This window comes from Burkholderia anthinoferrum (assembly GCF_002925705.1).
Lineage (GTDB): Bacteria > Pseudomonadota > Gammaproteobacteria > Burkholderiales > Burkholderiaceae > Burkholderia > Burkholderia semiarida.
Genome location: NZ_LFZP01000032.1, coordinates 27,399 through 50,067, shown reverse-complemented (window position 1 = coordinate 50,067; position 22,669 = coordinate 27,399). Strand labels below are relative to the sequence as shown.

Below are 22,669 nucleotides of genomic sequence, written 5' to 3'. Positions count from 1 at the left end.
GCGCGCCGGTCAGTCGGGCGCGCGCCCCAGCACGACCCGCGCGAAGAACCCCGCGAGCGCCGCTTCGGCCACGTCGGCCGACACGTGCTGCGGATCGGCCGTGTAGTACGACTGCACGCCGTCGCACAGGCACATCAGCCCGAACGCGAGCGTGTCGGCCGGCAGCAGCAGCGGCGTGCCCGAACGCTCGGCGAAGCGCTCGATGAATTCGGCCATCTGCACGCGCTTGCCGTGCAGGAACTGGTTGAAGCGCACGCGGAACTTCGCGTCGCGCGCGGCCTGCAGCTTCGCCTCGCCCCACAGCAGCGAATATTCGTCGTCGCGAAACAGCGTCCGGTAATACGCGAGCGCCATCGACTCCATCTGCTCGCGCGTGCCGCCGCCTTCGAAAATCGCCTCGAAGTCGGCCCGCACCTCCTCGTGATCGCGCTCCAGCAACTCCAGCAGCAAGTCGGACTTGCTGCGGAAATTCGAATAGAACGCACCGCGCGTATAGCCGGCCGCCGCCGCGATGTCCTCGACGCTCGCGGCCACATAGCCCTTCTTCAGAAAAATGCGATGCGCGGCTTTCAGCAGACGTTCGCGCGTCTGGTCCCGGCTCTGCTCTCGAGTTAAGCGCTGTGGTTTCATGGCGCGCAGTCTAGCATCCTTTCCCTTTCAGATTCATCTTTGCATTCAGATACAGGTGTGTATTAGAATCCGCCACAGTTTCTGACAATGTTGTCCGTCTGTCCGCGTGCGCCGATGCCGGCGCCGTTTTGGGGCAAGCGCCCGCCGCGCTTGCCGGCTTCGTTCCGCTCCACCTCACCTGGGGGTTTCGTGAATCGCTCCGGTTCCCGCGCCGCGCTGCTGATCGGCGCCGCGCTCGTCCTTGCCGCCTGTCATCCGAAAGAATCCGCGCCGCCCGCCCCGCGCCCCGTCGTCGCGCTGCCCGCACGGGCCGACACCGCCGCGGCCGCGCGCACGCTGCCCGGCGACATCCAGCCGCGCTATGCCACCCCGCTGTCGTTCCGCATCGCCGGCAAGATCATCGAGCGCCGGGTGCGGCTCGGCGATACGGTGAAGGTCGGCCAGGTCGTCGCGCTGCTCGATCCGTCCGACGTCGAGAAGAACGCCGCGAGTGCGCAGGCGCAACTCGATGCCGCGACGCACAGCCTCGCGTTCGCGAAGCAGCAGCTCGACCGCGATCGCGCGCAGGCCCGCGAAAACCTGATCGCGACCGCGCAGCTCGAACAGACCCAGAACAGCTACACGTCGGCGCTCGCGCAGCGCGACCAGGCGCAGCAGCAGCTCGCGCTCGCGAAGAACCAGCTCCGCTACGCGACGCTCGTCGCCGATCACGCGGGCACCATCACCGCCGAACAGGCCGACACCGGCCAGAACGTGTCGGCCGGCCAGCCGGTCTACCAGCTCGCGTGGTCGGGCGACGTCGACGTGGTGAGCGACGTGCCCGAGGCCGCGCTCGCGTCGCTCGCGCCCGGTCATGCGGCCACCGTCACGCTGCCGTCGCTGCCGGGGCGTCAGTTCGCCGCGAAGGTGCGCGAGATCGCGCCGGCCGCCGATCCGCAAAGCCGCACCTGGCGCGTGAAGCTCACGCTCGGCACGCCCGACCCCGCGATCCGGCTCGGGATGACCGCGGACGTCGCGTTCGCCGGCGCGCCGGTTGCCGGCGACGCGCAGCCGATCACGCTGCCCGCCACCGCGCTGTTCCACGACGGCGCGCAGCCGGCCGTGTGGGTCGTGCGCACCAAGGACGACACGCTCGAGTTGCGCCGCGTCGACGTCGCGCGCTTCAACGAGCGCACCGTCACCGTGTCGCGCGGGCTGCAGCCGGGCGAGCGCGTCGTGCTGCAGGGCGTGCATACGGTCAGCGCGGGCGAGAAGGTGCGCGCGATCGCGCCGCTGCATCCGGAGGACTTCGCATCGTGAGCGTCTCCCACGAAGAAGGCCGCTTCAACCTGTCCGCCTGGGCGCTGCGCCACCAGGCGCTGGTCGTCTACCTGATCGCGCTCGCGACGCTCGCGGGCATCCTCGCGTACACGCGGCTCGCGCAATCCGAAGACCCGCCGTTCACGTTCCGCGTGATGGTGATCCGTACCTTCTGGCCCGGCGCGAGCGCGCGGCAGGTGCAGGAACAGGTGACCGACCGGATCGGCCGCAAGCTGCAGGAAACGCCGGCCATCGACTTCCTGCGCAGCTATTCGCGCCCGGGCGAATCGCTGATCTTCTTCACGATGAAGGATTCGGCGCCCGTGAAGGACGTGCCCGAGACCTGGTACCAGATCCGCAAGAAGGTGGGCGACATCGGCTATACGCTGCCGCCCGGCGTGCAGGGTCCGTTCTTCAACGACGAATTCGGCGACGTCTACACCAACATCTGGACGCTCGAGGGCGACGGCTTCACGCCCGCGCAACTACACGACTACGCGGACCAGTTGCGCACCGTGCTGCTGCGCGTGCCGGGCGTCGGCAAGGTCGACTATTTCGGCGACCCCGACCAGCGGATCTTCATCGAGGTCAACAACGCGCAGCTCACGCGCCTCGGCATCTCGCCGCAGCAGCTCGGGCAGGCGATCAACGCGCAGAACGACATCTCGTCGGCCGGCGTGCTGACGACCGCCGACGATCGCGTGTTCGTGCGGCCCAGCGGCCAGTTCGACAACGTCGCCGCGATCGCCGACACGCTGATCCGCATCAACGGCCGCACGTTCCGGCTCGGCGATCTCGCGACGGTCAGGCGCGGCTACGACGATCCCCAGGTTACGCAGATGCGCGCGAACGGCCATGCGGTGCTCGGCATCGGCGTGACGATGCAGCCGGGCGGCGACGTGATCCGGCTCGGCAAGGCGCTCGACGCCGAATCGAAGGATCTGCAGGCGCAACTGCCGGCCGGCCTGAAGCTGACCGAAGTATCGAGCATGCCGCACGCGGTCTCGCACTCGGTCGACGACTTCCTCGAAGCCGTCGCCGAAGCGGTCGCGATCGTGCTGGTCGTGAGCCTCGTGTCGCTCGGGCTGCGCACCGGGATGGTCGTCGTGATCTCGATTCCGGTCGTGCTCGCGGTCACCGCCCTCTTCATGTACCTGTTCGACATCGGGCTGCACAAGGTGTCGCTCGGCACGCTCGTGCTCGCGCTCGGGCTGCTCGTCGACGACGCGATCATCGCGGTCGAGATGATGGCCGTGAAGCTCGAACAGGGCTACAGCCGCGCGCGCGCCGCCGCCTTCGCGTACACCAGCACCGCGTTCCCGATGCTGACGGGCACGCTCGTCACGGTATCGGGCTTCCTGCCGATCGCGCTCGCGAAATCGAGCACCGGCGAATACACGCGCTCGATCTTCGAGGTGTCGGCGATCGCGCTGATCGCGTCGTGGTTCGCGGCCGTCGTGCTGATCCCGCTGCTGGGCTATCACATGCTGCCCGAGCGCAAGCGGCACGCGCACGAGGCGCACCTGCCCGACGATCACGAGCACGACATCTACGACACCCGCTTCTACCGGCGGCTGCGCGGCTGGATCGACTGGTGCATCGAGCGGCGCTTCGTCGTGCTGCTGATCACGGGCGCGCTGTTCGTCGTCGCGCTGATGGGCTTCACGCTCGTGCCGCAACAGTTCTTCCCGAGCTCCGACCGGCCCGAGCTGCTGGTCGACCTGCGGCTGCCCGAAGGTGCGTCGTTCGCGGCGACGCTGCGCGAGACCGAGCGCCTCGAGAAGGTGATCGACAAGCGTCCCGAGATCGACCATGCGGTGAACTTCGTCGGCAGCGGCGCGCCGCGCTTCTACCTGCCGCTCGATCAGCAGTTGCAACTGCCGAACTTCGCGCAGTTCGTGATCACCGCGAAATCGGTCGAGGATCGCGAGAAGCTCGCGGCCTGGCTCGAAACCACGCTGCGCGACAAGTTCCCGGCCGTGCGCTGGCGGCTGTCGCGGCTCGAGAACGGCCCGCCGGTCGGCTATCCGGTGCAGTTCCGCGTGAGCGGCGACAGCATCGCGACGGTCCGCTCGATCGCCGAGAAGGTCGCGGCGACGATGCGCGGCGACGCGCGCACGGTCAACGTGCAGTTCGACTGGGACGAGCCGGCCGAGCGCTCGGTGCGCTTCGAGCTCGACCAGAAGAAGGCGCGCGAGCTGAACGTCACGTCGCAGGACGTGTCGAGCTTCCTCGCGATGACGCTGTCCGGCACGACCGTCACGCAGTATCGCGAGCGCGACAAGCTGATCGCCGTCGACCTGCGCGCGCCGCGCGCCGACCGCGTCGATCCGGCGAAGCTCGCGGGCCTCGCGCTGCCGACGCCGAACGGCCCCGTGCCGCTCGGCTCGCTCGGCCGTTTCACGCCGACGCTCGAATACGGCGTCGTGTGGGAGCGCGACCGCCAGCCGACCATCACCGTGCAATCCGACGTGCGCGCCGGCGCACAGGGCATCGACGTCACGCACGCGGTCGACGCGAAGCTGAACGCGCTGCGCGCGCAGTTGCCGGTCGGCTATCAGATCAACATCGGCGGCTCGGTCGAGGAAAGCGCGAAGGCGCAGGCATCGATCAACGCGCAGATGCCGCTGATGGCGATCGCCGTGTTCACGCTGTTGATGATCCAGCTGCAAAGCTTCTCGCGCGTGCTGATGGTCGTGCTGACCGCGCCGCTCGGGCTGATCGGCGTGGTCGCGACGCTGCTGCTATTTGGCCAGCCGTTCGGCTTCGTCGCGATGCTCGGCGTGATCGCGATGTTCGGGATCATCATGCGCAACTCGGTGATCCTGGTCGACCAGATCGAGCAGGACATCGCGGTCGGCCACGGCCGCGTCGACGCGATCATCGGCGCGACCGTGCGGCGCTTCCGCCCGATCACGCTGACGGCCGCGGCCGCCGTGCTCGCGCTGATCCCGCTGTTGCGCTCGAATTTCTTCGGGCCGATGGCGACCGCGCTGATGGGCGGCATCACGAGCGCCACCGTGCTGACGCTGTTCTATCTGCCTGCGCTGTACGCGACGTGGTTCCGCGTGAAGCGCGACGAACGCGACCCTCGGGACGGCCCGCCGCCAGGCGCCACGTCTGCCGCGCCGTCGGGAACCTGACCATGAATCGATCGATGACCCTGAAAACGAAAACCGTTCGGGCGCTCGCGGCGGCGAGCCTCGCCGGCCCGCTCGCGGGCTGCGCGTGGTTCGCGCCGAGCGGCGAGCCGCCCGCGATGCCGTCGCCCGCGCACTACGGCGCCGCGCCGCAGGTCGAGCAGACCGTGTCCGCGCAAGGCGTCGCGCAGCAGTTCGAGGTCGGCGCACAGCCGGTGCCGGACTGGTGGAAACAGTACCGTTCCGATGCGCTGAACGCGCTCGTCGACGAAGGGCTGCGCAACAGCCCGACGCTGAGCGCGGCGTCGCATTCGCTCGATGCCGCGCGCGAACAGTTGCGCGGGCAGATCGGCAGCTCGATGCTGCCGTCGATCGACGCGGTCGGCCAGGCCGCGCGCCAGCGCGCGCTCGGCGTGCCGATTCCCGCGCTCGGCGCGCCGACGCTGCTGTACGACACGTTCGTCGGGCAACTGCAGGCGAGCTACACGGTCGACCTGTTCGGCGTGTCGCGCTTCGGGAACCGCGCGCTCGCGAAACGCGTCGACGTCAGCGCGTTCCAGCTCGAATCCGCGCGGCGTGCGCTGGCCGCGAACATCGTCACCGCGTCGATCACCGTGTCGGTGCTCAATGCGCAGATCGACACGACCGAGCGGCTCGTCGCGCTCGCGAACGACCAGGCGCACGACGCCGAGCGCCGTTACGCGCTCGGTTCGGCATCGCGCAGCGACGCGCTCAATGCCCGGCAAAGCGCCGACACGTTCTCGGCGAGCCTGCCCGCGTTGCGCCAGCAGCGCGACTCGGCGCGCCATGCGCTCGCGGTGCTGGTCGGCCGTACGCCCGACCGGCCGCCGGCCGATCTCGCGCTCGCCGACCTGCACCTGCCCGAACAGGTGCCCGTCGTCGTGCCGTCGGACCTGCTGCAAAGCCGCCCGGACATCCAGGCCGCCGATGCGGGGCTGAAGGCCGCCGCCGCCGAAGTGGGCCTCGCGACCGCGCAGATGTTCCCGCAACTGTCGCTGTCGGCGGCGATGGGCAAAGGCGGCTTCAGCTGGCCGGCGATGCTGTCGGGCGCCGGCGCGATCTGGAACGTCGGCGCGTCGCTGAGCCAGCCGATCTTTCACGGCGGCGCGCTGCTCGCGCAGCGCCGCGCGGCGAAGGCGACCTACGAGGCCGCGGTCGATCAGTACAAGCAGGCGGTGCTCGGCGCGTTCCAGAACGTCGCCGATTCGCTCGCGGCGCTCGAGCACGACGCGCAAGCGCTCGACGCGTCGTCGCGCGCCGCGCTGTCCGCACGGGGCGCATACGACGACGCGGCCGCCCGCGTGCGGCTCGGCGCGCTGCCGCCGTCGGCCGCGCGCGCGAGCGAGTTGCAGTACCGCAATGCGCGGCTCGACGAGATTCGCGCGACCGGTGCGCGGCTCGCGGATACCGCGCGGCTTTACCAGGCGATGGGCACGCCGCCGGCCGGCAAGGACGCGCCGTCCGACAAGGCCGGCAACGCCGCCGGCGACACTGCCGCCGGCAAGGAAGCACGCGCCGCCGCGCCCGACGCCGCGCCTTCGGCGCAATAACCGGCCCCCTCGGATCGGACGCGCGTGCGGCTACCCGCCACGCGCGTCCGATCGCCGATCTTCCGCTTGACCCTCACGTAGCGTAACGTTCGAGACTCCAGTGTGCGCACCGAACGGAGGAACGAATGCGGCTGAAAGTGGGAGAACTGGCGAAACGCAGCGGGCTGACCGTCCGCACGCTTCATCACTATCACGCCATCGGCCTGCTGACGCCTTCGGCGCGCGCCGACAACGGCTACCGGCTGTACGACCGCGACGACATCGCCCGGCTCCACCAGATCCAGGCCCTGCGTCGCTTCGGACTGTCGCTCGCCGAAATCGGCGACTACCTGAACCAGCCCGGCACCCCGCTCGTCGATCTCGTCGCGAAGCAGATCGCGTCGCTCGACCGCCAGCTCGCGCAAACCGCGCAGCTGCGCGAGCGGCTCGCGAGCCTGCATGCGCAGCTCGCGGCGGGCACCGAGCCGGAACTGGCCGATTGGCTCACCACACTGGAGTTGATGACCGTGTACGACAAATATTTCTCCGAGGAAGAACTCGCGCGCCTGCCGATGTACCAGAAGAGCCAGGCCGGCGACGCGGAATGGATCGCGCTCGTCGCGCAAGTTCGTGCGCTGCACGAGGCGGGCGTGCCCGCCGAGGACGAGCGCGTCCGTGCGCTCGCCGCGCGCTGGATGGCGCTGCTGGTGCGCGACACGAACAACGATCCGCGGCTGCTCGCGAAACTGAACCTGATGCACGAGCAGGAGCCGTCGATGCAGTCGAAGTTCGGCATCTCGACCGCGTTGCGCGACTATGTGCTGCGCGCATCATCGGAAACGAAGATGCGGCTCTTCGAGAAGTACCTCACGCCGGACGAGATCCGCTTCATGCGGGCGCACTACGCCGAACGCGCGATGGAATGGCCGCAACTGATGGCCGACGTGCGCGACGCGATCGATGCGGGCACGCCGCCCGATTCGCCGCAAGGCCGCGCGCTCGCGCAGCGCTGGCTCGAGCTGTTCCGCAGCTACGCGGGCGACGATCCGGCCACGCACGCGAAATTCCGTCAGGCGTTGATGAACGAGCCGGCGCTGTCGAAGGACTCGTGGACCGACGACACGCTGCTCGGTTTCATGCGCGCAGCGATGGCGCAGTTGGCGCCGGTGCGTTGATCGCATGACGGGCGGGCGGCGAGCGGTTTCCCGTTTGCCGCCCGTTTCGCCATTGGCGGCCGGTATCGCGCGCTCACCGGCCGGGCGTCCGGCCAGGGCCCGTTCACGCCAATAACGCGCCCTAGTCGCTGCGCATGCTGATCCCGCGCCAGCGCTTCGTCATGTAACGCAGAAACGCGGGCTGCGCCTTCAGGTCCGCGTTCGGCACGGGCGCCGCGCCGCCGTCGACCAACTTGCCGTTGACCGTCACGGTTTCCTCGCCGCGCAGCACGTACTTCGTCCCCGCGTCGATCAGGAAATACTTGACCTGATCGGCACTCACGTCGCCGCGGCAACCGATCTTGTACGCGAACAGGAACTGCTTGCGGCCGGTGCCGAGCAGGTCGTGCATCTCGATCGATTTCGGCACGACGTCGAGAACCACGTCGACCGGGCAATCCTTCACGTAGTCGCGCACCGTCCAGTCGGGGCGGCCGTCGAGCGTCGCGGATACCTTGAGCTCGACGTCGTCGCCGGATACGGTTCTGGCGAGCGTCACGGCATGCGCGCCGGCCGCGTCGGTCCACGTGTAATCGGCCGCCTGTACGGGACTGGACAGCACTGCCGCCGTGAGAAACAGGCCAGGCAAAAGGAAGCGTATTTTCATCGGCGACGGGGTGAGAATCGAACGCGCCATTATCGACGAAGCCGCGTGCCGCCGACAGCCTCGCGCGACACCCGCCGTTCAGCGCTCCCGCGTACCGAGACCGAGCGCCTTCATCCGCCGGTACAGCGTCCGTTCGCTCAATCCGAGCCGCTCGGCGAGCGCCTTGCGCGTGCCGTCGAACGCGCGCGCGATGCGCACGAGCTCCGCGTCCGACACGGCGCGCGTGTCCGCCGCCTGCACGTGCGGCGCGGCCGCGGCCGCGACCAGCTCGGCCGGCAGGTGTTCGACGCGAATCGTCCCGTCGTCCGCGAACAGGCACGCGCGTTCGAGCACGTTGCGCAGCTCGCGGATGTTGCCGGGCCACGCATACGCGTCGAGGCATGCGCGCGCGCGTTCGGTCAAACTGAACGGCCGGGCATTCGCGTCGCCCGCCTTGCCGCGCGCGTTCGCGATTCGCCGCAGGATCGATTCGGCCAGCAGCGCGACGTCGCCCCGCCGTTCGCGCAGCGCCGGCAGCGGAATCGGAAACGCGTTGATCCGGTAGTAGAGATCCTGCCGGAACCGGCCGTCGTCGATCATCTCGCGCAGCGGCTTGTGGGTGGCCGCGACGAGCCGGAAATCGGCGCGCAGCGCCTCGACGCCGCCGACACGCCGGAACGTCCCCGATTCGATCAGCCGCAGCAGCTTCACCTGCATCGGCAGCGGCACGTCGCCGATCTCGTCGAGAAACAGCGTGCCGCCCTGCGCGGTTTCGACGAGGCCCGGCTTGCGCTGGTTCGCGCCCGTAAACGCCCCCTTCTCGTAGCCGAACAGCTCGCTCTCGAACAGCGTCTCGGCGATCCCCGAGCAATCGACGACGACGAACGGCCCCATCGCGCGGTCGCTCGCCTCGTGCAGCGCGCGGGCGAACAGTTCCTTGCCGGTGCCCGATTCGCCGAGCAGCAGCACCGGCAGCGTCGAAGGCGCCACGCGCTGCAGCGCGCCGAGCGCCGCGTTGAACGCGTCCGAGCCGCCGACGAGCCCTTCCGCGCTCGGCTGCGCGGACGCGCTGCGCACCGTCGTCAGCCGCTCGACATACGCGATCACGTTGCCGTGCGCATCGAAGATCGGCCGCAGTTCGACGTCGACATGCTCGGGGCCGCGCGGCGTGTGATGGATGTGCAGCACGCGGTTCAGCCCGCGCGATTCGAGCGCCTGCTTCATCGGGCAATGCTCGCCGGCCTGATCGCACGGCACGTCGTAGTGATGCGACACCTGGAAACAGTGCCGGCCCACGTGCTCGACGCCGGCCACACCGAACTGGCGCCGGTACGCGTCGTTCCCCGCGAGGATCCGGTAGTCGGGATCGACGACGATCATCGGCTGCGGGTCCTGCTCGAGATACGCGACGAGTGCGCGTACGTCGGGCATCGCGTCGTGGCGCGGGGCGGGGACGATCGGAATGGTGTCGTGCGGATTCATGCGGCGGCTCGCTCGGCGAAGGGGCGCCCGGACGGACTGCCAGGCAGGCTGCCAATTCTGCCACGACACTGCCAGTTGTGGCAGTCATCGTCGTCAACCGGATGTCGACGCTGCCTTCGGCGGGCCGCCGATGCACCGAAAAACCGAGCCGAATCAAGTCTTTGCCACATCGGTGGACGTTGCACCGCAGGTTGGCACGCTTCTTGAAGCAAAGACCGCGATTGCAGATGCAGAACCCGATCGAGGACACCCCGTGAGCCACGCCCCCGCCCTGTCGGTCGAAGGATTTTTCGACCCGGCGACCCACACCGTCAGCTATCTCCTGCTCGATACGGCGAGCCGCGCGTGCGCGCTGATCGACAGCGTGCTCGACTACGACCCGAAATCCGGCCGCACGCGCACCGCCAGCGCCGACCGGCTGATCGCGCGCGTCGCCGAACTCGGCGCGACCGTGCACTGGCTGCTGGAAACGCACGTGCACGCCGACCACCTGTCGGCCGCGCCGTACCTGAAAGCGCGGCTCGGCGGCCGGATCGCGATCGGCTCGCACGTGCGTCGCGTGCAGCACGTGTTCGGCACGCTGTTCAACGCGGGCCCCGGCTTCGCGGAAGACGGCCGCCAGTTCGACCGGCTCATCGACGACGGCGACACGCTCGCGCTCGGCGCGCTGACGATCCGCGCGCTGCACACGCCGGGCCACACGCCCGCGTGCATGACCTACTGCGTGGACGATGCGACACAGCGCGCGGCGTTCGTCGGCGACACACTATTCATGCCCGACTACGGCACGGCCCGCTGCGACTTCCCCGGCGGCGACGCGCGCACGCTGTACCGCTCGATCGCGCGCATGCTCGCGCTGCCGCCCGACACGCGCCTGTATCTGTGCCACGACTACCAGCCGGGCGGCCGCGACGTGCAGTTCGTGACGACCGTCGCCGAGCAGCGCCGCGCGAACGTGCACGTGAAGGACGGCGTGACCGAGGACGATTTCGTCGCGATGCGCACCGCGCGCGACGCGACGCTCGACATGCCCGTGCTGATGCTGCCGTCCGTGCAGGTCAACATGCGCGCCGGCCACCTGCCCGAACCCGAGAACAACGGCGTGCGCTACCTGAAGATTCCGCTCGACGCGATCTGAGCCGCGCGCCCCGCCCATCCGGAGAACCCCGACATGACCATCCGCAAGCTGACCGACACGCTGTCGGTCTCGCCGCAGATCGCGGCGGCCGACCTGCCCGCGCTTCACGCGGCCGGCATCCGCGCGATCATCTGCAACCGGCCCGACGGCGAAGGCGCCGACCAGCCGACCGTCACCGAGATCCGCGCGGCCGCCGCGCCGCTCGGCATCGACGTGCATTACCTGCCGGTCGATACCGGCAAGGTAACCGACGACCAGGCCGCGCAGTTCGGTGCGCTGCTTGCGTCGCTCGACGGGCCCGTGCTCGCGTACTGCCGCAGCGGCACGCGTTCGGCCACGCTGTGGGCGCTGTCGCAAGCCGGGCTGCGGCCGCTGGACGACCTCGTGGCAGCCGCCGGCGCGGCTGGCTACGATCTGAGCGCACTCGCCTCGCGTATCGCGCCAGGCGGCCGCCGGACGGCGCCGACGGTGGACGCACGGCACGACATCGTGATCGTCGGCGCCGGTGCGGCGGGCATCGCGGTCGCGTCGAGCCTGCTCGCGCGCGATGCGTCGCTCGACATCGCGGTGATCGATCCGGCCGACGCCCACTATTACCAGCCCGGGTGGACGATGGTCGGCGCGGGCGTGTTCCAGCCCGGCACCACCGCGCGGCCAATGACCGACGTGCTGCCGCGCGGCGTGCAGCGGATCCAGGCCGCCGTCGCGGGCTTCGAGCCCGACGCGCATGCGGTCGTGCTCGACGGCTGCCGGCGCATCGGCTATCGCAAGCTCGTCGTCTGTCCGGGGCTCAAGCTCGACTGGCACGCGATCGACGGCCTCGCCGACACGCTCGGCCGCAACGGCGTCACGTCGAACTACCGCTACGATCTCGCGCCGTACACGTGGGAACTCGTGCGGGCGTTCCGCGGCGGCAATGCGCTCTTCACGCAACCGCCGATGCCGATCAAGTGCGCGGGCGCGCCGCAAAAGGCGATGTACCTGTCATGCGACCACTGGCGGCGCACGGGCCGACTCGCGGCCGCGAACGTCGAATTCCTGAATGCGGGCGGCGCGCTGTTCGGCGTCGCCGATTACGTGCCCGCGCTGATGGAGTACGTGAAAAGCTACGACATCGCGCTGTCGTTCGGCCACAACCTCGTCGCGATCGACGGGCCCGCGCGCCGTGCGACGTTCTCGCGCGCGCTGCCGGAAGGCGGCAAGGAAACCGTCGAGCGCGCGTTCGACATGATCCACGTCGTGCCGCCGCAGAAGGCGCCGGACTTCGTGCGCGCGAGCCCGCTCGCCGACGCGGCCGGCTGGATCGACGTCGATCCGGCGACGCTGCGGCACAAGCAGTTTGCCGACATCTACGCGCTCGGCGACGTCACCAACACGACCAATGCGAAAACCGCCGCGGCCGCCCGCAAGCAGGCGCCCGTCGTCGCGCACAACCTGCTCGCGTCGCTCGGCCGCGCGCACGGCGACGCGGTGTACGACGGCTACGGCTCGTGCCCGCTCACCGTCGAGCGCGGCAAGATCGTGCTCGCCGAGTTCCTGTACGGCGGCAAGGTCGCGCCGACCTTCCCCGCATGGCTGATCGACGGCAAGCGCCCGTCGCGGCTCGCATGGCTGCTAAAGGAGCGCGTGCTGCCGCCGCTCTACTGGAAGGCGATGCTCAAGGGCCGCGAATGGCTCGCGAAGCCCGCGATCGCACGCTGACCGGAGCGCGATGACGTCATGCTGATTTCCCTCGTGCTCGGCGGTTTCGTCGGCGCCGTGCTCGGCCTGACCGGCGCCGGCGGCGGCATTCTCGCGGTGCCGGCGCTCGTCGTCGGGATGAGCTGGCCGATGCAGCAGGCCACGCCGGTCGCGCTCGTCGCGGTGGCCGGCAGCGCCGCGCTCGGCGCGCTCGAAGGCTTTCGCCGCGGGCTCGTGCGCTATCGCGCCGCGCTGCTGATGGCCGTGGCCGGCGTGCCGCTGACCACGCTCGGCGTGCGGCTCGCGCACGTGCTGCCGCAGCGCCTGCTGCTCACGCTGTTCGCGCTGACGATGCTGGTCGTCGCCGGCCGCCTGTTGCGACAGGCGCTGCGGCGGCAGGCGGCCGATGCGGACGCGTCGCCGCTGTGCGTCGGCCGCGTGAATCCCGATACGGGCCGGCTCGTGTGGTCGTGGCCCGTGGGCATCGCGCTGGCGTCGACCGGCGCGGTCACGGGCTTGATGACGGGATTGCTCGGTGTCGGCGGCGGCTTCGTGATCGTGCCGATGCTGCGCAAGTTCACGAACGTGTCGATGCATGGGGTGGTCGCGACGTCGCTGATGGTGATCGCGCTGGTCGGCACCGGCGGCGTGTTGGCCACGCTCGTGTCGGGCACGCGCGCGCCGCTCGACGTGACGCTGTGGTTCACCGTCGCGACCGCGATCGGGATGGCGATCGGCCGCGGCGCGTCGCGCCACCTCGCCGCGCGGCACGTGCAGGCCGGGTTCGCGGCCGTGCTCGTGTGCGTCGCGCTGGGGTTGCTGGCGAAGGCGGCGTTCGGCGCATGAACGCCGGCGACGGGCCAGCGATCGTGACGCGCCGCCAAACAAAACGCCCGGCCCGACTCGTCGTCGGCACCGGGCGTTTTTCATGACGGCTGCAATCGGCCCGTCAGGCGGCGAATCCCGCCATCCGCTTGCGTTCCTGACGCAGCATCACGAAGTTCGCGATCACGACGCCGGCCGTCACCGCGATGATGAACAGCGTCGCGAGCGCGTTCATCTCCGGGTTCAGGCCGAGGCGCACACGCGAGAACACGACGAGCGGCAGCGTCGTCGAGCCGGGGCCCGACAGGAACGCCGACAGCACGAGGTCGTCGATCGACAGCGTGAACGACAGCAGCCAGCCGGCGATCAAGGCTTGGGAGATCAGCGGCAGCGTGATCGTGAAGAACACCTTCAGCGGCGTCGCGCCGAGATCGAGCGCGGCTTCTTCCAGCGACGGATTCAGCTCGCGCACGCGCGACTGCACGATGATCGCGACGTAGGAAATGCACAGCATCACGTGGCCGAGCCAGATCGTGAACACGCCGCGCTCGGCCGGCCAGCCGATCCACTTCGCGAGCTCGATGAACAGCAGCAGCAGCGAGATCCCCTGGATCACCTCGGGGATCACGAGCGGCGCGTTGATCATCCCGCTGAACAGCGCGAAGCCGCGAAAGCGCCCCATCCGCGCGAGCACGAAGCCGGCCCACGTGCCGATGAACACCGACGCGAACGCGGTCAGCACGCCGATCTTCAGCGACAGCCACGCAGCCGTCAGCAACTCGTCATCCTCGACGAGCGCCGCGTACCAGCGGAACGAAAAACCCGACCACACGGTGACGAGCTTCGACTCGTTGAACGAATAGACGATCAGGCTGAGGATCGGGATGTACAGGAACGCGAAGCCGACGAACAGCGCCGCGAACTGCAGGTAGCGATTCGGCTTCATCGGCGGCCTCCCTGTTCCTTCGCCTGGAAGTGCTGGAACATCGCCATCGGCACGAGCAGCAGCAGCACCATCGCGCAGGTCACGGCCGACGCCATCGGCCAGTCCGCGTTGTTGAAGAACTCGTTCCACATCACGCGGCCGATCATCAGCGTATTCGCGCCGCCGAGCAGCTCCGGAATCACGTATTCGCCGACCGCCGGAATGAACACCAGCAGACAGCCCGCGATGATCCCGTTCTTCGACAGCGGCAGCGTGATCTGCACGAACGCCTTCCACGGCTTCGCGCCGAGGTCGTACGCGGCTTCGAGCAGGCGCAGGTCCATCTTCACGAGGTGCGCGTAGAGCGGCATCACGAGAAACGGCAGATACGAATACACCATCCCGATGTACACCGCGTAGTTCGTGCGGTACAGCTCGATCGGCGCATGGGTGAGCCCGATCCACATCAGGAAGTTGTTCAGCAGCCCGTTGTTCTTCAGGATGCCGATCCACGCGTACACGCGGATCAGGAACGACGTCCAGAACGGCAGCATCACGCCCATCATCAGCAGGTTGCGGGTGGCCGGGTTCGAGCGCGCGATGTAATACGCCATCGGATAGCCGAGCAGCAGGCACAGCAGCGTCGTGATCGCGGCCACCACCACCGAATTCACGTAGGTCGCGAAATACAGGCTGTCGGTCAACAGGAACGCGTAGTGCGACAGGTTCAGCGCGATGTGCACGACGCCGTCCGCGTACGACGTGAGTTCCGTATACGGCGGGATGCCGAGCTGCAGCTCCGCGAAGCTGATCTTCACGACCAGCACGAACGGCACGAGGAAGAACAGCACGAGCCACGTGAACGGGCCGGCCACGACCGCCGTGGCGCCCGTCAGGTTGAAGCGCCGCACCGGCCACTCGAGCAGGGACTTGAACGCGTTCATGACGTCAGCACCACGCCGGCGGTCGCGCTCCAGCGCACGTAGATCTCGTCGGCGAGCGCCGGCGTGTCGAGTTCGGAAATCGCGAGGCTCGACACGTTCGCGATCACCGTCTTGCCCCCGTCGAGCTTCACGTGATACAGCGAATAGCCGCCCATGTACGCGACGTTGCTGATCCGGCCGCGCGCCCAGTTGAACGCGCCTTCGGGCGGCTTGCGCGTGAGCGCGATCCGCTCGGGGCGCACCGACACCGTGACCGGCATCCCGAGCGGGCCCGAGATCCCGTGACTCACGTACAGCCGGCTCGGCAGCTCCGGCGATTCGATGTACACGTGATCGGGCTCGTCCTCGACCGTCACGCCGTCGAACAGGTTCGTCGAGCCGATGAATTCGGCCGAGAAGCGGCTGTTCGGGTATTCGTACACTTCGTTCGGCGAGCCGATCTGCACGATCTGGCCTTCGCTCATCACCGCGAGCCGGTTCGCCATCGTCATCGCCTCTTCCTGGTCGTGCGTGACCATGATGCACGTGACGCCGACCTTGTTCAGGATGTTGACGAGCTCGATCTGCGTGCGCTGACGGATCTGCTTGTCGAGCGCCGACATCGGCTCGTCGAGCAGCAGCAGCTTCGGGCGCTTGACCAGCGAGCGGGCCAACGCGACACGCTGCTGCTGGCCGCCGGACAACTGGTGCGGCTTTCGCTTCGCGTACTTGCCCATCTGCACGAGTTCGAGCGCGGACGCGACACGCGCCTTCAGCTCGGCCTTCGGCGTGCCTTCCTGCTTGAGCCCGAACGCGACGTTCGACTCGACCGACATGTGCGGGAACAGCGCATACGACTGGAACATCATGTTCACGGGCCGCTTGTACGGCGGCATCTGCGCGAGGTCCTCGCCGTCGATCAGGATCTTGCCCGACGTGACCGTCTCGAGGCCCGCGAGCATCCGCAGCAACGTCGACTTGCCGCAGCCCGAGCTGCCGAGCAGCGCGAACAGCTCGCCCTGGCGCACGGTCAGGTTGACGCTGCGCACGGCTTCGGTGTCGCCGAATTTCTTGACGACGTCGACGATCTGGATGAAGTTCTCGGCGCGCGCATCGGCGCCGGAGGAGGAAACGGAGAACGGCGCGCCCGCAACCGGCGCGCCCGACTGGCTATTCATGATGTGCTGCTTCTCTCCTGCGTTAGACGAACAAAGCCCCCGGGGGCACCAGGGGCTTCATGACCGCGGGTTCACTTCGGCTCGCGTCAGCGGCCCGACTTCAACTCGGTCCACAGACGCGTCTGCAGACGCTGGATTTCAGGCGGCAGCGGCTTGAGCAGGAACAGCGTCTTCACGACGTCGGCCGGCGGGTAGACGGCCGGGTCGTTCGCGACGTCGGGCCGCACGTACTTGCGTGCCTCGGCGTTGGCGCTCGGGTAGTACACCGCGTTGGTGATCGCCGCGTGCACCTTCGGATCCTCGATGTAGTTGATCCACTGCAGCGCGGCTTCCTTGTTCTTCGCGTCCTTCGGGATCGCCATCACGTCGAACCACACCGGCGCGCCGCCCTTCGGAATGTAGTACTCGACCTTGTACGGCTTCTTCGCCTCGATCGCGCGATGCTTCGCGATCACGACGTCGCCCGACCAGCCGAACGCGAAGCAGATGTCGCCGCCGACCAGGTCGTTGATGTAGCCCGACGAGTTGAATTGCGTGATGTACGGGCGGATCTTCTTCAGCACGTCCATCGCGGCCTTGTAGTCGGCCGGGTTCGTGCTCATCGGATCCTTGCCGATGTAGTGCAGCGTCGCCGCGAACATCTGGTCGGGGGCGTCGAGCACCGACACGCCGCAGGTCTTCAGCTTCGCGATGTTTTCCGGCTTGAACAGGATGTCCCAGTTGTCGAGCGGCACCTTGCCGAGCGCCTGCTGCGCCTTCGTCAGGTTGTACGCGAGACCGGTCGTGCCGTACGCCCAGGGCACCGAGTACTTGTTGCCCGGATCCGCGCCGGCGACGAGCGCCATCAGTTGCGGATCGAGGTACTTGAGGTTCGGCAGCTTCGACTTGTCGAGCGGCGCGAAGATGCCGGCGGCGATCTGCTTGCCCGCGTAGTTGCTGGTCGGCACGACGATGTCGTAGCCCGAGCTGCCCGTCAGCAGCTTCGCCTGCAGCGTGTCGTCGCTGTCGTAGTTGTCGTAGCGGACCTTGACGCCCGTCTGCTTCTCGAAGTTCGGGATCGTGTCCTTCGCAATGTAGTCCGACCAGTTATAGACATTGAGCTGCGTATCCTTCGCCGCTGCCGCCGATGCGCCCACGCACAGCGCGAGCGCCGCGAACCGGCCCACTACCTTTGCTTTCATCCCGTTCTCCCTTCGGCCGGACGCATTGCCCGGCTGCCGTCTGCCTCGTCATGGCGGCGCATTCCGGCGCGCCGCCCCTCGAAAACCCCGAAAACTACCATCATTCGCGCCCCGTCACAAAAAAATCATGCCGGTGTCGCGCAAACGGAACAGATTCCCGCCGCCGGTCGGTCGAGCCGCCCGTGCAGCGGGGCGTTCCGGGGGAATTCTATCGGGTAATCGGCGGTTGTCCACCGGCAAAAACGGACGACGGAGAATCCGCGTTTGCATGACGCACGGCCCGTTCGACGGCCGCGCGCAACGCCGGGCCGTACTGTCGCGCTCCCGCGCCGGGACGGCATGCGGGCGGCAACGTCCGGCCGGGCCGCCGCGATGCATTAAAATGGCGGCTGACGATTCAACTGCGCGAACCCTGCCGATGGCCTCCAATCTTCACGACCTCCCCGACAGCCCCTGCATCGGCGTGTGCTCGACGCTTTTCGACGAAGTCTGCAAGGGGTGCGGCCGCACGGCCGCCGAAGTCTCGAACTGGGTGTTCCTGAGCGACGACGAAAAGCGGGCGGTGTGGGAACGCATCACGCGCGAAGGCACCGCGATGCGCTTCCAGTACGACAAGCTGTAAATCCGCGCGCACAAAAAAAGAGCGGCATGCCGACCGCCATGCCGCCAACCCCAACTCTGTTCTTTTACTGTCGCGTCTAGAACTTCATCCCGACGCCCACGCCGACGATCAGCGGATCGATGTGCAGCGTGCCGATGCCCTTGTCGCCCAACGTCGCATCGGTGCTCATCCAGATCTTCTTCACGTCGACGTTCATGAACACCTTCTTCGTCAACTGCACGTCCACGCCGAACTGCAGCGCGGGGCCGAAGCTGCTCTTGTTGATCGACACGCCCTCCCCGCCGACGTTGAGCCCGTTGTTGTAGAAGTACGTGTAGTTCAACCCGGCGCCGACGTACGGACGCACCTTGCCCGCATGGTTGAAGTGATACTGCAGCAAGAGCGTCGGCGGCAACACGCCCACGCCGCCGAGATTGCCGAGGCTCGACGTCATCTGGTGCCGCGACGTGCCGAGAATCAGTTCCACGCCGAGGTAGTCGCGGATCATGTACGTGAAGTCGAGCTCGGGCACGATCGCGTTGTTCACGCCCGTGTTGATCGCGCCGAGCGTGTCGCTCGCGCGCTCGTTCGGCTGGATGCTGATCGCGCGAAGCCGAACCAGTACGTCACCCTGGTTGATGCCGTCCCCCGGCGATGCCGCGTACGACAGCGACGGCATCGCGAGGACGCTTGCCGCGACGGCGGCGGTGGTGACACAAGTTCGAATCGTTTTATGCATGGTACGGACCCCCAAAGAATGGTTTCCATTCTCCCTGTAGGGTCTTTTCGTCATCTTGATATTGGTCAAGCCAGCGTAAACGTGGGACGGTTTGCCGCAGGCTCGGTCGCACTGCCCGTCAGCAGCAGGTCGAGCAGATCGCGCACGCTGCGGATCGCGCGGCCGAACGGCAACGCTTCGCGGCCGCGGAAGAACAGCCCGTTCGCGATGTCGCCGCGCAGCGCGGCCGCGAGCCGCGTGTCGATGCAGAAGTGGCCGAATTTCTCGATGCCGTCGCGCAGCCCGCATACGCTCAGGCATTCGAGCGCGGTCGGGCAACGCTGCCTGAACGCGCCGAGCTTGTTGCGAATGCGCGTCTCGTTGCGCAGGTAACGATCGAGCCACGGCGTCTTCACCGCGCGTGCCGGCAGCCCCGTCACGCTGACGAATTCGACGATGTCGTCGGGCGTCGCATCGGCAAGCACCCGCTTGAAACGCGGATGCGCATCGCCCTCTTCGGTCACCGCGAACGGCGTCCCGACCTGCACGCCGTTCGCGCCGGCCACGAACGCCGCGCGCACCGTGTCGTGGCTGTTGATCCCGCCGGCCACGATCAGCGGGATCGTGTCGCGGGCGACACCGAGCGACGCCATCACCTGCGCGGTCTCGTCGAGCACGCGCGCGAAATCGAAGCGGCCGTCGTGCATGTCGTCGAGCTGCGTGACGCCGAGGTGGCCGCCGGCGTGCGCCGGATGCTCGATCACGATCGCATCGGGCAAACGGCCCTTCTTCATCCACTTCTTCAGCACCAGCGCGATGCCGCGGCTGTCCGACAGGATCGGGATCAGCGCGATGTCGCGCCCTTGCGTGAGGTCGGGCAGATCGAGTGGCAGGCCCGCGCCCATCACGATCGCGTCCGCGCCCTCGTCGCACGCGACCCGCACGTAGTCCGCATGCGCGCTCACCGCCTTCATCACGTTGACCGCGATCATCCCGCGCCCTTCGCTGTACGTTTTCGCGAGACGGATCTCGCGCGCGAGCGCGTCGAGGTTCGCCGCCTCGAGCGTCGCGCGATCGGGCTGCGCGCGGCAACGCGCGAGCAGATCCGCATGATGGTGGCGCAGGTCGATGCTCGCGATCGTGCCGACCGCGCCTTCGCGCGCGACGCTGCCCGCCAGCCGGTGCGCGGAGATGCCGACGCCCATGCCGCCCTGCACGACGGGCAGCAAGGTGCGGCCGCGGATCGTCAGCGGCGGAAAGGAAGTGCGTACGGTCATCTGAAACCTCGTCGGAACATCGGAACCGCGATGATCGACGATCCACCGCCGCGCACCTTGACGGCCGTCAAGAAAAAAACGGCACGCGAGCGTGCCGTTTCCGATTCGGGCCGCGAGCGGCGTTCAGGCCGGCTTCGCCGGCTTCAACTGTATCGACTTGTACTCGAGATACTCTTCGAGCCCGTACACGCCGTTCTCGCGGCCGTACCCCGACTGCTTGAAGCCGCCGAACGGCGCGGCGGCGTTCCACGTGCCGCCGTTGATGTCGACCTGCCCCGTGCGGATGCGGCGCGCGACGCGCATCGCGCGCTCGTCGCTGCCTGCCCACACCGCACCGCCGAGCCCGTACGGCGAATCGTTCGCGATCCGCACGGCCTCGTCTTCATCGCGATACGTGATGATCGACAGCACCGGCCCGAAGATCTCTTCCTGCGCGATCGTCGATTTCGGATCGACGCGCCCGAACACGGTCGGCTTCACGAAGAAACCCTTTTCGAGCCCTGCCGGCAATCCGGTGCCGCCCGTCACGAGTTCCGCGCCTTCGTCGATGCCGCGCTGGATGTACGCCTGCACGCGCTGCTGCTGCGCGGCCGACGCCAGCGCGCCGAGGCGCGTCGCCTCGTGCCGCGGGTCGCCCGCGACGTACGACTCGGCCGCCGCCTTCGCGAGTTCGCGCGCCTCTTCGTAGCGCGCTTGCGGCACCAGCATCCGCGTATGCGCGGAGCAGGTCTGGCCCGCGTTCAGGTAGCACGCGTTGACCGTGCCCTTCACGGCCGTCGCGAAATCGGCATCGTCGAGAATCACCGACGCCGACTTGCCGCCCAGCTCAAGCGCGACGCGCTTGACGCCCGCGGCCGCCAGCTCGGCCACGCGCTTGCCCGCGCGCGTCGAGCCGGTAAACGACACCATGTCGACGTCCGGATCGCTGGCCAGCACCTCGCCGACGACCGGGCCATACCCGCACACCAGGTTGAACACGCCGGCCGGCAGCCCGGCCTCGTGGATCGCTTCGGCGAGCATGAATGCGTTCAGCGGCGCGACTTCCGACGGCTTCAGCACCACCGTGCAGCCGGCCGCGAGCGCCGGCGCGACCTTCAGCGTGACCTGATTGAGCGGGTAGTTCCACGGCGTGATCGCCGCGACGACGCCGACCGGCTCGCGCACCACCAGCGAATTGCCGACCCGCGCGTCGAATTCGAACGATTCGGCGAGCTTCGCATACGCCTTCCAGTTGTAGATCGGACCGCCGACCTGGATCGCGCGCGACAGCTTGATCGGCATGCCGACTTCGCCGGTGATCGACTGCGCGAGTTCCTCGCTGCGCGCCTGCAGATGCTCGACGATCTTGCGCAGGTAACCCGCGCGCGTCGCGGCCGGCGTGGCCGCCCACGCGTCGAAGGCCGCGCGCGCCGCGCGGATCGCGGCCTGCGCGTCGGACGCGACGCCCTCGGGAATCCGGCCGATCACGGCTTCGGTGCCCGAATCGATCACGTCGATCGTGCCCGTGCCGGCCGGTTTGCGCCATGCGCCGTCGATGTAGAACTGGTCGTAGATTTTCATCGTGTTCCGCCTCCAGGGAAGCCGCCATTCTAGCGAGCGTTTCGGTGGCTGGTGTGACGAATGACAGCCGTCCGAAAGGACCGGCGAGGCCCCGCGCCGGTGCTCCGCCGCCCGCGCGCATGGCCGGCGGCGCCTTCGTCCGGCCAACGCCGCGTCAGCGTCCACCCGGGTGCGCGGCCGGGCCCGCATCGTGCTATGTTTTTACTATCGGCATCGGCCCGTTGCGGCCGGCGCCGCCCGGAATCGACGCACTTCGTGAGCGCTGCCATGTCCGACGCATCCCATACCCTCGGCTCGCAAGACCGCCTGGAGCTGCTTTGCTGGCTCACCTGCGGCAACCTCGGCGCGTTTTACCTCAACGAATCCTGGCCGGACGCCGCGTTCCAGGTCCAGGCCGCGCACCGCTGGCTCGACCGCCATCATCGCCAGGCCGACTGGCTCGCGGTCGCCAGGCTCGCGGCGCTCGCGCAGGACATCGCGAAGCGGCATGCAGGCTTCGTCGACGCGTCGTGGGCGCGCGACGCGGTCGAGGAAATCGTCGATACCGACGATCTCGACTATCGGGCCAAACTTGTGCAGTGGGTGTACGAGGACTGCTGCAAGGCGCTCGCCGACAAGCGGCTGGCCGATTGAGCCGCGCAAAGGCGGCATGAAACGTCAGGCAGCGTGATATCGCGGCGGTTTGACGAGGCTCGACGGAGCGATTCCGCGCGGCGTCGCGGGGGCGGCAAGCGCACGACCGCCATTCCGTGTCGCCGCCCC

19 protein-coding genes are annotated in these 22,669 nt (G+C 68.4%); 9 read left to right on the top strand and 10 right to left on the bottom strand.

Translation table 11 applies throughout. The annotated features are described in order from the left end of the window. Nucleotides 1-9: 9 nt before the first annotated feature. The gene (locus tag C5F75_RS09615) at nucleotides 10-630 is read right to left on the bottom strand and encodes a TetR/AcrR family transcriptional regulator (RefSeq protein WP_059583446.1); all 621 of its coding nucleotides are present in this window, start codon (nucleotides 628-630) and stop codon (nucleotides 10-12) included. 189 nt (nucleotides 631-819) lie between these two features. On the opposite strand from C5F75_RS09615, the gene C5F75_RS09610 reads away from it, so the two are divergent. From C5F75_RS09610 to C5F75_RS09595, 4 genes are all read left to right on the top strand, one after another. After that, complete coding sequence (locus tag C5F75_RS09610; protein WP_059583447.1) at nucleotides 820-1,929, top strand: efflux RND transporter periplasmic adaptor subunit; 1,110 nt, start codon at nucleotides 820-822, stop codon at nucleotides 1,927-1,929. After that, complete coding sequence (locus tag C5F75_RS09605; RefSeq protein WP_060009807.1) at nucleotides 1,926-5,072, top strand: efflux RND transporter permease subunit; 3,147 nt, start codon at nucleotides 1,926-1,928, stop codon at nucleotides 5,070-5,072. Before C5F75_RS09610 ends, C5F75_RS09605 begins: the two co-directional genes overlap by 4 nt. A gap of 2 nt (nucleotides 5,073-5,074) precedes the next feature. Then, nucleotides 5,075-6,640, top strand: coding sequence for an efflux transporter outer membrane subunit (locus C5F75_RS09600; RefSeq protein ID WP_104012124.1), 1,566 nt, complete (start codon nucleotides 5,075-5,077; stop codon nucleotides 6,638-6,640). Nucleotides 6,641-6,765: 125 nt separating this feature from the next. After that, a complete protein-coding gene (locus C5F75_RS09595; RefSeq protein WP_059583452.1) occupies nucleotides 6,766-7,794 on the top strand; it encodes a MerR family transcriptional regulator in 1,029 nt (342 codons plus the stop codon). Nucleotides 7,795-7,915: 121 nt separating this feature from the next. On the opposite strand, the gene C5F75_RS09590 is transcribed toward C5F75_RS09595, so the two are convergent. Further along, entirely contained in the window at nucleotides 7,916-8,440 is a 525-nt protein-coding gene (locus tag C5F75_RS09590; protein WP_059583522.1) for a M949_RS01915 family surface polysaccharide biosynthesis protein, read from the bottom strand. 78 nt (nucleotides 8,441-8,518) lie between these two features. Then, nucleotides 8,519-9,901 (bottom strand): sigma-54 interaction domain-containing protein, encoded by a 1,383-nt coding sequence (locus C5F75_RS09585; RefSeq protein WP_104012123.1) that lies wholly within the window; start codon nucleotides 9,899-9,901, stop codon nucleotides 8,519-8,521. A 253-nt stretch (nucleotides 9,902-10,154) separates the two neighbouring features. Here C5F75_RS09585 and C5F75_RS09580 point away from each other — a divergent pair, with 253 nt between their 5' ends. The 3 genes from C5F75_RS09580 to C5F75_RS09570 are packed head-to-tail and all read left to right on the top strand — an operon-like array spanning nucleotide 10,155 to nucleotide 13,565. Then, nucleotides 10,155-11,039: an MBL fold metallo-hydrolase gene (locus C5F75_RS09580; RefSeq protein WP_104012122.1), complete on the top strand. Its 885-nt coding sequence runs from the start codon at nucleotides 10,155-10,157 to the stop codon at nucleotides 11,037-11,039. 33 nt (nucleotides 11,040-11,072) lie between these two features. Beyond that, entirely contained in the window at nucleotides 11,073-12,740 is a 1,668-nt protein-coding gene (locus C5F75_RS09575) for a bifunctional protein tyrosine phosphatase family protein/NAD(P)/FAD-dependent oxidoreductase (protein WP_104012121.1), read from the top strand. A gap of 18 nt (nucleotides 12,741-12,758) precedes the next feature. Next, a complete protein-coding gene (locus tag C5F75_RS09570) occupies nucleotides 12,759-13,565 on the top strand; it encodes a sulfite exporter TauE/SafE family protein (RefSeq protein WP_059583460.1) in 807 nt (268 codons plus the stop codon). Between the two features lie 103 nt (nucleotides 13,566-13,668). On the opposite strand, the gene C5F75_RS09565 is transcribed toward C5F75_RS09570, so the two are convergent. The 4 genes from C5F75_RS09565 to C5F75_RS09550 all read right to left on the bottom strand — a co-directional run bounded on the left by C5F75_RS09565 (nucleotide 13,669) and on the right by C5F75_RS09550 (nucleotide 17,751). After that, complete coding sequence (locus C5F75_RS09565) at nucleotides 13,669-14,490, bottom strand: ABC transporter permease subunit (RefSeq protein ID WP_059583461.1); 822 nt, start codon at nucleotides 14,488-14,490, stop codon at nucleotides 13,669-13,671. Beyond that, nucleotides 14,487-15,413 (bottom strand): ABC transporter permease subunit, encoded by a 927-nt coding sequence (locus tag C5F75_RS09560; protein WP_059583463.1) that lies wholly within the window; start codon nucleotides 15,411-15,413, stop codon nucleotides 14,487-14,489. The genes C5F75_RS09565 and C5F75_RS09560 overlap by 4 nt, the downstream gene beginning before the upstream one ends. Continuing rightward, nucleotides 15,410-16,570: an ABC transporter ATP-binding protein gene (locus tag C5F75_RS09555; RefSeq protein ID WP_059583465.1), complete on the bottom strand. Its 1,161-nt coding sequence runs from the start codon at nucleotides 16,568-16,570 to the stop codon at nucleotides 15,410-15,412. Before C5F75_RS09555 ends, C5F75_RS09560 begins: the two co-directional genes overlap by 4 nt. Nucleotides 16,571-16,656: 86 nt before the next feature. Continuing rightward, nucleotides 16,657-17,751, bottom strand: coding sequence for a polyamine ABC transporter substrate-binding protein (locus tag C5F75_RS09550; protein WP_059583467.1), 1,095 nt, complete (start codon nucleotides 17,749-17,751; stop codon nucleotides 16,657-16,659). A gap of 418 nt (nucleotides 17,752-18,169) precedes the next feature. Here C5F75_RS09550 and C5F75_RS09545 point away from each other — a divergent pair, with 418 nt between their 5' ends. Next, entirely contained in the window at nucleotides 18,170-18,373 is a 204-nt protein-coding gene (locus tag C5F75_RS09545; protein ID WP_006493160.1) for a DUF1289 domain-containing protein, read from the top strand. 76 nt (nucleotides 18,374-18,449) lie between these two features. Here the strand turns inward: C5F75_RS09545 and C5F75_RS09540 are convergent, their stop codons facing one another. The 3 genes from C5F75_RS09540 to C5F75_RS09530 form a co-directional block, all read right to left on the bottom strand. Next, the gene (locus C5F75_RS09540; RefSeq protein ID WP_059583469.1) at nucleotides 18,450-19,091 is read right to left on the bottom strand and encodes an OmpW/AlkL family protein; all 642 of its coding nucleotides are present in this window, start codon (nucleotides 19,089-19,091) and stop codon (nucleotides 18,450-18,452) included. A 65-nt stretch (nucleotides 19,092-19,156) separates the two neighbouring features. Next, a complete protein-coding gene (locus C5F75_RS09535; protein ID WP_059583472.1) occupies nucleotides 19,157-20,347 on the bottom strand; it encodes an NAD(P)H-dependent flavin oxidoreductase in 1,191 nt (396 codons plus the stop codon). Nucleotides 20,348-20,470: 123 nt separating this feature from the next. Beyond that, nucleotides 20,471-21,907: an aldehyde dehydrogenase family protein gene (locus tag C5F75_RS09530; RefSeq protein ID WP_059583475.1), complete on the bottom strand. Its 1,437-nt coding sequence runs from the start codon at nucleotides 21,905-21,907 to the stop codon at nucleotides 20,471-20,473. 267 nt (nucleotides 21,908-22,174) lie between these two features. Between C5F75_RS09530 and C5F75_RS09525 the strand changes: the two genes are divergently transcribed. Beyond that, on the top strand, nucleotides 22,175-22,540 hold the full coding sequence (locus C5F75_RS09525) for a hypothetical protein (protein ID WP_027784520.1): 366 nt from the start codon (nucleotides 22,175-22,177) through the stop codon (nucleotides 22,538-22,540). Nucleotides 22,541-22,669 lie beyond the last annotated feature (129 nt).

Bases quoted from the DNA above. Each gene is read 5' to 3' on its own strand.
- C5F75_RS09615 (WP_059583446.1), bottom strand. From the start codon at position 630: ATGAAACCACAGCGCTTAACTCGAGAGCAGAGCCGGGACCAGACGCGC.
- C5F75_RS09600 (WP_104012124.1), top strand. From the start codon at position 5,075: ATGAATCGATCGATGACCCTGAAAACGAAAACCGTTCGGGCGCTCGCG.
- C5F75_RS09595 (WP_059583452.1), top strand. From the start codon at position 6,766: ATGCGGCTGAAAGTGGGAGAACTGGCGAAACGCAGCGGGCTGACCGTC.
- C5F75_RS09590 (WP_059583522.1), bottom strand. From the start codon at position 8,440: ATGAAAATACGCTTCCTTTTGCCTGGCCTGTTTCTCACGGCGGCAGTG.
- C5F75_RS09585 (WP_104012123.1), bottom strand. From the start codon at position 9,901: ATGAATCCGCACGACACCATTCCGATCGTCCCCGCCCCGCGCCACGAC.
- C5F75_RS09575 (WP_104012121.1), top strand. From the start codon at position 11,073: ATGACCATCCGCAAGCTGACCGACACGCTGTCGGTCTCGCCGCAGATC.
- C5F75_RS09570 (WP_059583460.1), top strand. From the start codon at position 12,759: ATGCTGATTTCCCTCGTGCTCGGCGGTTTCGTCGGCGCCGTGCTCGGC.
- C5F75_RS09565 (WP_059583461.1), bottom strand. From the start codon at position 14,490: ATGAAGCCGAATCGCTACCTGCAGTTCGCGGCGCTGTTCGTCGGCTTC.
- C5F75_RS09560 (WP_059583463.1), bottom strand. From the start codon at position 15,413: ATGAACGCGTTCAAGTCCCTGCTCGAGTGGCCGGTGCGGCGCTTCAAC.
- C5F75_RS09555 (WP_059583465.1), bottom strand. From the start codon at position 16,570: ATGAATAGCCAGTCGGGCGCGCCGGTTGCGGGCGCGCCGTTCTCCGTT.
- C5F75_RS09550 (WP_059583467.1), bottom strand. From the start codon at position 17,751: ATGAAAGCAAAGGTAGTGGGCCGGTTCGCGGCGCTCGCGCTGTGCGTG.
- C5F75_RS09545 (WP_006493160.1), top strand. From the start codon at position 18,170: ATGGCCTCCAATCTTCACGACCTCCCCGACAGCCCCTGCATCGGCGTG.
- C5F75_RS09540 (WP_059583469.1), bottom strand. From the start codon at position 19,091: ATGCATAAAACGATTCGAACTTGTGTCACCACCGCCGCCGTCGCGGCA.
- C5F75_RS09535 (WP_059583472.1), bottom strand. From the start codon at position 20,347: ATGACCGTACGCACTTCCTTTCCGCCGCTGACGATCCGCGGCCGCACC.
- C5F75_RS09530 (WP_059583475.1), bottom strand. From the start codon at position 21,907: ATGAAAATCTACGACCAGTTCTACATCGACGGCGCATGGCGCAAACCG.
- C5F75_RS09525 (WP_027784520.1), top strand. From the start codon at position 22,175: ATGTCCGACGCATCCCATACCCTCGGCTCGCAAGACCGCCTGGAGCTG.